3 protein-coding genes are annotated in these 2,042 nt (G+C 32.3%); 2 read left to right on the top strand and 1 reads right to left on the bottom strand.

Annotation, left to right across the window (positions count from 1 at the left end; translation table 11 throughout):
- Positions 1–206: RNA chaperone Hfq (gene hfq, locus HG1285_RS03595; RefSeq protein ID WP_008288835.1), on the top strand; the 206-nt coding region annotated here is incomplete at its 5' end.
- Between the two features lie 85 nt (positions 207–291).
- Positions 292–1,329: a cytochrome-c peroxidase gene (locus HG1285_RS03590; RefSeq protein WP_008288836.1), complete on the top strand. Its 1,038-nt coding sequence runs from the start codon at positions 292–294 to the stop codon at positions 1,327–1,329.
- Between the two features lie 269 nt (positions 1,330–1,598).
- On the opposite strand, the gene HG1285_RS03585 is transcribed toward HG1285_RS03590, so the two are convergent.
- Positions 1,599–2,042, bottom strand: a 444-nt coding sequence (locus tag HG1285_RS03585; RefSeq protein WP_008288837.1) for a sulfite exporter TauE/SafE family protein, incomplete at its 5' end; no start/stop codon positions are given.

The following is a 2,042-nucleotide window of genomic DNA, read 5'->3' on the forward strand; positions in this document are numbered from 1 at the left end:
AAGAAAAGTTTCTAAATGCTATAAGGAAAGCAAATGTCAGGGTTAATGTTTACCTTATTAACGGTGTAAAACTTGAAGGGAAAATAAGATATTTTGACCCACACACAATACTTATAAAAGAAGGCCCAAGACAAATTATCATTTACAAACATGCCATAACAACAGTTATACCAAAAAGAGAAGTGGAGTTTTCTTTAGAAGATTAAGGTTATTTTTAATTTAAAAAGGCTTGACAATGATTTTTGTTTTCATTATTATTAATAATAATTATTATTATTAAGGAGGGACAAAATGAAAAAATTTATTAGTTATGTTTTATCCCTGGGTTTAGCTACCTCAACTTTTGCTTCTGATGAAGAGCTTTTAAAACAGGCAAAACTTTATTTTAAGCCACTTCCTAAAGAAATACCTGCACCAGCTTACAATCCAACAACTCCTGAAAAAATACAGCTTGGTAAAAAACTTTATTTTGACCCAAGACTTTCACTTAGCGGAGTTATAAGCTGTAATACCTGTCATAATTTATCCACATATGGGGTTGATGGCGTTGAAACATCTTTAGGACACAAATTTTTAACAGGTGGAAGAAATGCTCCTACAGTATTAAATGCCGGATTTCAATTTGCACAGTTCTGGGATGGAAGAGCTAAAGATTTAGAAGAACAGGCTAAAGGACCTATACTCGCATCTGTAGAAATGGCAATGCCTAATCCAGAACTTGTCATAAGCAGATTGAAAACTATTAAAGAATACGTTGAAGAATTCAAAAAAGCATTTCCAAATGATAAACAGCCAGTAAATTATGAAAATGTAGCTAAGGCTATAGCAGCATTTGAAAGAACACTTGTTACACCGTCAAGATTTGATGAATTTTTAAGAGGAAATACAGATGCTTTAACTAAAAAAGAAAAAGAAGGCTTAAAGTTATTTATGGAAAAAGGATGTGCATCATGTCATCAAGGTGTAGCCCTTGGTGGAACTATGTATCAAAAAATGGGACTTGTTAAACCTTATCCAAAAGAACTTATTGGAGAAGACTTAGGAAGATACAACATAACCAAAAAGGAAGAAGATAAATATGTGTTTAAAGTTCCAATCTTAAGAAATATCACAAGAACCTATCCGTACTTTAGCAAAGGAAAAATATGGGATATAAAAGAAGCTGTTAAGATAATGGGAGAATACCAGCTTGGCATTAACTTAACTGATGAGGAAGTTGATAAAATAGTTGCATTTTTAGACAGCCTTACAGGTAAGATACCAAAAGAAGCTTTACAACTTCCTGTACTTCCACCATCTGCACCTAACACGCCAAAACCACAACTTTAATAAGCAACATTACCCTGTGTTGCACCCCACCCCCTCAGTGGAGCCCTTTAAGGGCTCCATTAAAAATAATCTATTTTGTACTTTGCTCTATCGCTCCATACTCTTTTTTCCAGTAGCCTTTTTTGAAGTGCGGAAATATCTACTATAAAAAGCTGGAGGAAGATTACTCTTTTTAGGAGGTTTAAAAACATCTAAGATACCAGCTTTAGCTGACAATGGAATTAAAACTAAACTTTTAATAAAATCTCTTTTTTTTCATTTTTTAATCTTTAATGATGATGACCTATTCCAAATGCTCTTAAAATAGCCCATATACCTAAAATTATAATAATTACACCACTTAACCCTGCAATTTTTTTCCGGATTTTTGGAGAAAATTTATGAAAAACTACACTTGACAGAAACATTGCCGGCACAGTTCCTAAACCAAAAGCAAGCATAATAAAAAAACCTTTTATTGGTGATTTTTCTAAAACTGACTGCAGTAGCATTGCATATACAAGTGGACAAGGTAAAAATCCATTAAACATTCCTAAGAAAAAGGGATTTTTTCTAAACTTAGATAATATTTCAGCAATTGTAGTAAAAACTAAATCCAGCCCAGGGACACCTTTTTCTTTTAGATTACCTGTTATTTGAAATCCTAACATTATCATAAATATACCAAGAAGCATTGATAAGCCTTTTTGAATAATTGAAATTCTATAGATGAA

This window comes from Hydrogenivirga sp. 128-5-R1-1, assembly GCF_000171895.1.

Coding starts and splice junctions, on each gene's coding strand:
- HG1285_RS03590 (WP_008288836.1), top strand. CDS start 292: ATGAAAAAATTTATTAGTTATGTTTTATCCCTGGGTTTAGCTACCTCA.